The sequence below is a fragment of the Paracoccus jiaweipingae genome (assembly GCF_044335505.1).
Classification (GTDB): domain Bacteria; phylum Pseudomonadota; class Alphaproteobacteria; order Rhodobacterales; family Rhodobacteraceae; genus Paracoccus.
Genome location: NZ_JBISBS010000013.1, coordinates 1 through 5,257 on the forward strand (window position 1 = coordinate 1; position 5,257 = coordinate 5,257).

The 5,257-nt window shown below is 60.9% G+C and carries 7 protein-coding genes and 1 pseudogene; all 8 read right to left on the reverse strand.

Annotated elements, in window-relative coordinates; genetic code table 11:
• The coding region (locus tag ACFXP9_RS14235) for a replication initiation protein (protein WP_397210306.1) at positions 1–585 on the reverse strand (585 nt) is incomplete at its 3' end.
• Positions 586–883: 298 nt separating this feature from the next.
• Positions 884–2,404, reverse strand: coding sequence for a hypothetical protein (locus ACFXP9_RS14240; RefSeq protein WP_397210308.1), 1,521 nt, complete (start codon positions 2,402–2,404; stop codon positions 884–886).
• 437 nt (positions 2,405–2,841) lie between these two features.
• Positions 2,842–3,237, reverse strand: a complete 396-nt coding sequence (locus tag ACFXP9_RS14245; RefSeq protein WP_397209401.1) for a hypothetical protein — start codon at positions 3,235–3,237, stop codon at positions 2,842–2,844.
• Positions 3,234–3,401: a hypothetical protein gene (locus tag ACFXP9_RS14250; RefSeq protein WP_397209402.1), complete on the reverse strand. Its 168-nt coding sequence runs from the start codon at positions 3,399–3,401 to the stop codon at positions 3,234–3,236. Before ACFXP9_RS14250 ends, ACFXP9_RS14245 begins: the two co-directional genes overlap by 4 nt.
• A 132-nt stretch (positions 3,402–3,533) precedes the next feature.
• Entirely contained in the window at positions 3,534–3,926 is a 393-nt protein-coding gene (locus ACFXP9_RS14255; protein WP_397209403.1) for a type II toxin-antitoxin system PemK/MazF family toxin, read from the reverse strand.
• Positions 3,923–4,312, reverse strand: coding sequence for a hypothetical protein (locus tag ACFXP9_RS14260; RefSeq protein WP_397209404.1), 390 nt, complete (start codon positions 4,310–4,312; stop codon positions 3,923–3,925). The genes ACFXP9_RS14255 and ACFXP9_RS14260 overlap by 4 nt, the downstream gene beginning before the upstream one ends.
• 19 nt (positions 4,313–4,331) lie before the next feature.
• Complete coding sequence (locus ACFXP9_RS14265) at positions 4,332–4,706, reverse strand: MerR family transcriptional regulator (protein WP_397209405.1); 375 nt, start codon at positions 4,704–4,706, stop codon at positions 4,332–4,334.
• A 45-nt stretch (positions 4,707–4,751) separates the two neighbouring features.
• A pseudogene (locus ACFXP9_RS14270) lies at positions 4,752–5,257 on the reverse strand (replication initiation protein); the annotation flags it as partial.

Sequence of the window (5,257 nt, forward strand, 5' to 3'; positions counted from 1 at the left end):
TTTGCCCTCTGCGACCCCGAGCAGCGCCCGCAGTTCCGGCACGGTGAAGGTCTTGCTGTTGATGCGGTCGAGGTTGGAGAGGCTGGCGACGTGCTGGAACAGCATCACCGCGTATTTGCTGGAGAGATGGAACACGGTCTGACGGTCGAGAATGGCCCAATGATTGGATTCCGCCGCCATGCGCTTGAACATGCTGCGGAAGGTCCATGTCACCAGCAGGTCGCCGCTGACCTCGTGGCGGTAGTCGATGTGAGCCTCATCGACCAAGCCGCCGATGGTGACAGCCTGCTTTTCCTTGTCGTCCGAGATTAGCACCGCTGCGGCCAGTTCCGCGAACAGGGGCGTCAGGCTGGCCCGGTCGTGGTGCTTCATACCGTCGATCGCGCGAATGTCCGAAAGACGTATTTCGTGACGCACATCATCGGCCATGCGTCCGCCCGCCGTGCCGATCATCAGATGCATCAGCTTGAGAGCAGCCAGCCCCGGCACGTTCTGCATGTAGGTGCCCCGCGCCATCTCGGCGGGCAACACGGTTTTGCTCTGGTCATAGGCGCGATCTGCGGCCACTTCGATTGTCTTTCCCATGGTTAGTTATTCATTCAGGAAACCTAACTAGTCAACTAGCAATTTCCGCCCCAAACCTAACCTTTCCGGCCCCAAACCTAACCTTTCCGGCCCCAAACCTAACCGATAGAAGTGCAAGCCTTTGATTTTGATGTTATATTTTCCCCTGAACTTAAGAACTTATTGAACAAGAAGGGAGCAAGCTCCCCTTTTTGAAAATTTAGGGGTGTTTTGGTGCCTATCGGACTGTTTCGAACACCTCAAACCATGCGCCTCCGGCGCTGATTGTGGTGAGGTCCGTGAAACTGCTGAGAATCGATCAGGGCGAAAACCCACCGGAAGGCCCGGACGGTTTAGGTGGCTCTGGTTGGTGGGGTGGTTTGGTCAGGTTGTCGGGGTGGTTCTTCCATTCCTCGTTCACGGCGTCTGCTAGGCGCTGGTAGCCAGCCTCACCGAACACGGTCCGCACTTTGTCCTTCATGACCTCAACGAAGGAATGCCATTGAGCCAGTCGGGCTTCCCCGCTGAGCAGCTTGTTGCCCTGCTGCTTGTTCTCCTCGACCTGACGTGCCGTGCGCTCCAGTTCGCGGCGGCGTTCGACCATGGCCCGTGTTTCGCGCTCTTTGACCCGTTCCAGCTGTGAGATAGCCGCCCGCACGTCCTGAGCCTCTGGGGAGGCCTGTAGGGCCGTCTGGATGCGTTCGCGGGCCTCGGTCAGCAATTTGGCCACCAAGGCCCTGTAGGGCCGCTCTGGGGGCTTCTGCGGGGCTGGATCACCCTCCCGCTTCACTGTCGGGGGCTTCAGGACAAGCTTTTTGGGTGCAAGCTGGGCCTCGATCTCCTCCCGGATCGCCTCTGAGGCGCGCTCAGAGGCCTCTTGGGCTTCTCTCAGGGCCTTGTCGCGGATCTGGGCGACTTCGCGCTCTACGGCCTGTTTCTGGGCCTCTGCTGCGCTCAGGGCGTCCATGGCGGCGCTGGCTCGATCCCAATGGGTGTCCGCGATGCGTTCCGAATCTGCGATGAAAGCCTTAGCCTCTGCGGCCTCCTCTCGCGCTCTCTGGAGGTCTTTCTCGGCCCCGATCTGCTCCGGGGTCTTCCAATCGTCGTCGCGGGTCTTCTTGCGCTCTCCCCGCACGGCCCATTCCAGCCCCATGCCGCGCAGGTGCTCGAAGAAGGCGTCCTGCAAGGCGCGGCCCTGAAAGTATCCACTGTCGTTCCAGACCATCAGGGGTTTCCCGGCCTTGTCCTTGACTGGCTCGAACTCGCCCGTCTTCCGGTTCTTCACTGTCTTCGGACGCTGGCCGAAGCGTTCCCGCGCCAGTTCCTTGCTGAACTTCGACAGGCTGATCCAGTCTTCCGTGCCTTTGGCGGTGGTCTTGGCGTAGCGGGGAGCGAAGAACACATCGACGCCGTGTCTGCCCTTCTCGTCGCGGTCAAGGCGGGCATGGAACACGGCGTTGCCGCCATAGGTCCGGTTGATGAAGGCCACGCCCTGGGCGAGCATTTCCCTCTCGCTCTCGGGGGTGATCTCGATATCGGTCGGGAATTGCAGGAAGGCATGCTGGAACAGCTTGTGAGAGCCGGCACTGCGCCGCGCCCCTTCGACGTGGGCCTCGTAGGCATCCATCAGGGTGAAGTTCCGCTTCTCGTCGGCCACCTCGATCAGAGCTTTGATGCGCTCAAGCTCAATCTGCCGGAGCCGTTCCTCCTCCTCGTCGCCGTGCCTGTCCAGTGGTTCTGGAGGCTCGCCGGAGGCGTAGGGCGACCAGATCAGGGGCGGCACATCGCGCACCGCCCGGCGACTGCCGTTGAAGTCCCGGCGAAGCTCATGATCGACCATCGCGCCACCGTATGCAGCGTCCCCCGCCTTCACTCTCGCAGACCCCGATTTGCCCATGGTGTTTCCTGCTTTGTTACCCCTCTCTATAAGAAGGGTAACCCGCTTACCCTTTTTTGACCACCCTGCGGGCGATCAGAAAAGGCGGGCCCTGCGGGGCTGCTCCGATCTTGCAACCTTCGGCCAGCGATCTGCGCGGCTTGCAACCCTTCGGGCCGCGCCTTGCCAAGCCGCCAATGGCGGCTGCAAAGCCCCTCCTCCCCTGCCTTGTGGCGGGCGATGTCGTCGGGGCTTTGCGGGGAGCCTGAAAAATCCACATGAGCGAGGCGGACGGCTCCCCCATAGAGCAAAGGGAGCCGAGCGATTGTGGGGTTCTCAGGCGGGGCTGCGGAGATTACGCGGCCTATTCTCCGCATCAGATGCGGAGAATAGCAGGGTTGCTACCAGCGGACCCCCGGCGCGTGGCCGGATAGTGCTATGGTGCGCTCCTCGATCTCGGCGGCTGTCATGCCGATCTCCGCCGCGAGGTCCGGGACGGAATCCGCGGGCATCTCCAGCATGGCCTGCTCGAAGCGGACGCGCTCCGCATCGGTCGGGGTGTCGCCGTGCAGGATCGACCGGAGACGCGCCGCGCTGATCTCGCCATAGCTGCACGATCCATGCTGGGCATACATCGCCAGCACGGTCATGCGCCTCTTGTCCCGTTCGCGCTCTAGCGCTGCGATCATCCCCGCCTTCAATTCGGCGGGCATGTCGTCCAGCGTGTGCGCTTGCTGATCTGGGGCTGTGTCAGCGGGTTTCGGCGGCATAGTGTTATCGCCCGCATCGCCGCTCATGCATTCTCGCTTTCCCATGCCGCCATGATCCAACCGCGCTCATCGGTCGGATGCTCGATGCCGAAGCCGTCGAGCTGGCGGCGCAGTTCGTCCTGGCGTTCGGCCCGATCCGACGGGGACAGCGTGGCCCACCATGCGCGGGCGCGGGTTTCGTCGTCGGTCATGCTGGCACTCCAAAATGACGAAAGGGGCAGCATAGCCACCCCTTCGCACCTAGTTCCCGCCGAGACGGGCAGCGGACACGGGGCAAGCCCGCGCCGTATCTGTCTCGAATATATCCGCACTGGCGGACAAATTCAATGATCCGGGCGCGGCAAATTTTGCAGGGCAAAGCCTACGATTTGGTTAAAGTCTTCCTGACTGATGCGAGGGACCACCCTGCCCGGCATGTGCAGGCGGCTCACCGCCACCGTAGTCAGGTAATCGCAGATCACCCATGTCCGTTGCCCGTCGATGGGAGAGGCCATCGGAAAGGCCATGGGGTTGTCAGGCTGCGACTTCGTGGTGAAGGGCAGAACCGTGACGCTCCCGTGCAGCTTCACCGTCTTCGACATGATCAGGACCGGGCGGCGCTTCCAGAACTCTGGAAGCTGGGCGTCCTCGGGAAGATCGCACCAATAGACCTGCCGGATTCGTGGGGCAGATTTGATCCGGGGGCGTAGGCGCGGCGGTGGGGTTTCGTCGGTCATGTGATGTTTCTGTTCCGCAGCCAAAGATACAAGATCCCGAGTGGAGCGATGGCAATCCCAAAGAACCATAGCAAGACGTTGACGACGATCTTCCCTACGAACCTCATCAGGGAAACCATCAAACCAACCTCATTGAGAGGCGTGATCGTTACGGTTGTGTCATTGGTGATGAGGCCCTTGAGTTCATCCCAGACCAGCTTCGAGAAGGGGAAGAGAACGGCTGACAGGATCGCGTATCCGAACATGACGGCTTTCTGGTAGCCCACCAGCCCTGCTTGGCTTGAGAAATACCAAAGCGCATAGGCCAATAATGCTGCGCTGATCACATATGCCCGGATGAGATAGCGCGTGTGAACCGTTCCAAAGATATGCTTCACAAAATTCATTCGTTCTGCCTTCCAATCGTTACTTCCATGGCCACCAGCTCCTGCGCTTTGGTGGCGCAGCCAGCAGAGCGGTGGCCTGCTGCTTCCATGCGTCCCGGTCTGCCCGCACCTCATCCAGTGCCTCGCGCTCACGGGTCAGCATGGCTTCCAGAGCTTCAATTTTTGCCCTGAGTTCCGGGGTCTCATCTGGGGGTCTTGTAGTGTCCAATTCGGGGTTGCGCGAGACGGTATCACCGGAAAGCCGAGGAAACACGCGGTGGAGTTCGGCTGGGTCGATGGAGTAGCCGCCATTTCTCAACTTTTCGGCGGAAATATTGCCTTTCGCAATTGCCCGCTGAATTGTTGTCTTGGACTTGCCTGTGGCTTTTGCAGCTGTCCCGAGGGTGTATCTCATGGGGTCTCGCATCGTCTCACCGAGACCGTATCAGGGTTGCGCGGATCATACCCGGCCTACCTTTCCGCAGAAGTTGGAAAAGGCTTGCTCAATGTTGCGGGCATCGAGCGCCATTCCCTTCGAGGCACACCACGCCCGGAATTTCTCGGCAATCATGGTGTTGTCCATGTTGCAGCCCGCAGCCCGCTTGAGAGCCTTCCAGTGGTCATCGAAGGTTATCCCGCCCGTTGCGGGGAAGGCCCGCACAGGGGCTTCCGCCGTGCCTTCACGGCGGGCCTTCCGGCCTACCTGGGGGCGGGATAGTTCGCGCTTCGCGGCGCTCGGATCGTCCTTCAATTCCCAAGCAATTGTGACGCTGGCCACCGTTCGCCCGATCTTGCGAGGCGTGGCGGTCAGGGTCAGGCGCGATAGCTGGTTAATTTCCTCAATCGCAGGCACCAATGCCCATGCTTTCAGGTTGGCAAACCGGCTCAATTTGCCCTCTGCGACCCCGAGCAGCGCCCGCAGTTCCGGCACGGTGAAGGTCTTGCTGTTGATGCGGTCGAGGTTGG

What these genes read in the sequence shown, in the direction of transcription:
- ACFXP9_RS14240 (WP_397210308.1), bottom strand. Translation starts at nt 2,404, where the DNA reads ATGGTCGATCATGAGCTTCGCCGGGACTTCAACGGCAGTCGCCGGGCG.
- ACFXP9_RS14245 (WP_397209401.1), bottom strand. Translation starts at nt 3,237, where the DNA reads ATGAGCGGCGATGCGGGCGATAACACTATGCCGCCGAAACCCGCTGAC.
- ACFXP9_RS14250 (WP_397209402.1), bottom strand. Translation starts at nt 3,401, where the DNA reads ATGACCGACGACGAAACCCGCGCCCGCGCATGGTGGGCCACGCTGTCC.
- ACFXP9_RS14255 (WP_397209403.1), bottom strand. Translation starts at nt 3,926, where the DNA reads ATGACCGACGAAACCCCACCGCCGCGCCTACGCCCCCGGATCAAATCT.
- ACFXP9_RS14260 (WP_397209404.1), bottom strand. Translation starts at nt 4,312, where the DNA reads ATGAATTTTGTGAAGCATATCTTTGGAACGGTTCACACGCGCTATCTC.
- ACFXP9_RS14265 (WP_397209405.1), bottom strand. Translation starts at nt 4,706, where the DNA reads ATGAGATACACCCTCGGGACAGCTGCAAAAGCCACAGGCAAGTCCAAG.